Source organism: Serpentinimonas barnesii, from assembly GCF_000696225.1.
GTDB classification, from domain to species: Bacteria; Pseudomonadota; Gammaproteobacteria; order Burkholderiales; family Burkholderiaceae_C; genus Serpentinimonas; species Serpentinimonas barnesii.
In genome coordinates, this window is record NZ_BAWN01000081.1 from 1 (window position 1) to 1,010 (window position 1,010).

At 40.2% G+C, this 1,010-nt stretch carries 1 protein-coding gene; it reads left to right on the forward strand.

What is annotated here, in order from left to right; genetic code table 11:
• Positions 1–109 precede the first annotated feature (109 nt).
• On the forward strand, positions 110–661 hold the full coding sequence (gene aac(6') / locus SRAH_RS12275; protein WP_076607049.1) for an AAC(6')-Ia family aminoglycoside 6'-N-acetyltransferase: 552 nt from the start codon (positions 110–112) through the stop codon (positions 659–661).
• Positions 662–1,010: the final 349 nt, after the last annotated feature.

The following is a 1,010-nucleotide window of genomic DNA, read 5'->3' on the forward strand; positions in this document are numbered from 1 at the left end:
TCGCCTAACCTGCGGTTCAACTCGGACGTGCCTTCGGCCCGCCGGTTAACCTCAACGTTAGGGCGACGCCGCTAGCGCGGCGCGTAAAAAGAAGAAGAGAGAAAATAGTATGAATTACTCAATTGTTGATATCGCTGAGCAAAACAACTATCAATTCGAAGCTGCAAGGATTTTAACTCAAACATTTCTTGATTTAGGAAATACATCTTGGCCGAATATTAAAAATGCAATTATTGAAATTGAACAATGTGTAGATCTACCAAACATCTGTATAGGTTTAATTCAAAACGATCAACTAATCGGCTGGGTTGGTTTACGTCCAATGTATGACAAGACATGGGAATTACATCCACTGGTTGTTAAAACAGAATATCAGGGAAAAGGTATTGGTAAAATACTTTTAAAAGAGATAGAAAATAGAGCAAAAGAAAAAGGTATTATTGGAATAGTGTTAGGAACGGATGATGAATATAATAAGACAAGTCTTTCTGATATAGATATTAATGAAAATAATATATTTGAAGAAATAAATAAAATACAAAATAAAAATAAACATCCTTATGAATTTTATCAAAAAAACGGTTATATGATTGTTGGGATTATTCCGAATGCTAATGGATTACGAAAACCTGATATTTGGATGTGGAAAAATATCTTATAAATACTTCAAGTGTTTTACTATACCCAATATATTATTGATATAACTAATAATAAAAAATCCCTAACAACTGCTTCAACCTGACTCAAACCTTCGGGTTTCGCAGGTTAAGCAAATGTTAGGCCTCGCTCTGGCTTCTGCTGCTCCACCTCCGCGCGCTCCGGCTCCGCTGCCCGGTTGCTGGCCTGCTGCTCGGCCTTCGTGGAGCGACACAGGCACACGGCGCTTGCGTTCCTCCACAGCCCCAGCCATAATCTCCGGCAACGCCGCAGCGTTCCAAGGCCCCAGCTACCCTTCTCGCCATCGCCTCTCAAGAAACACCCTTAAGAAGCGCGTAGATAAAAACTTCCAG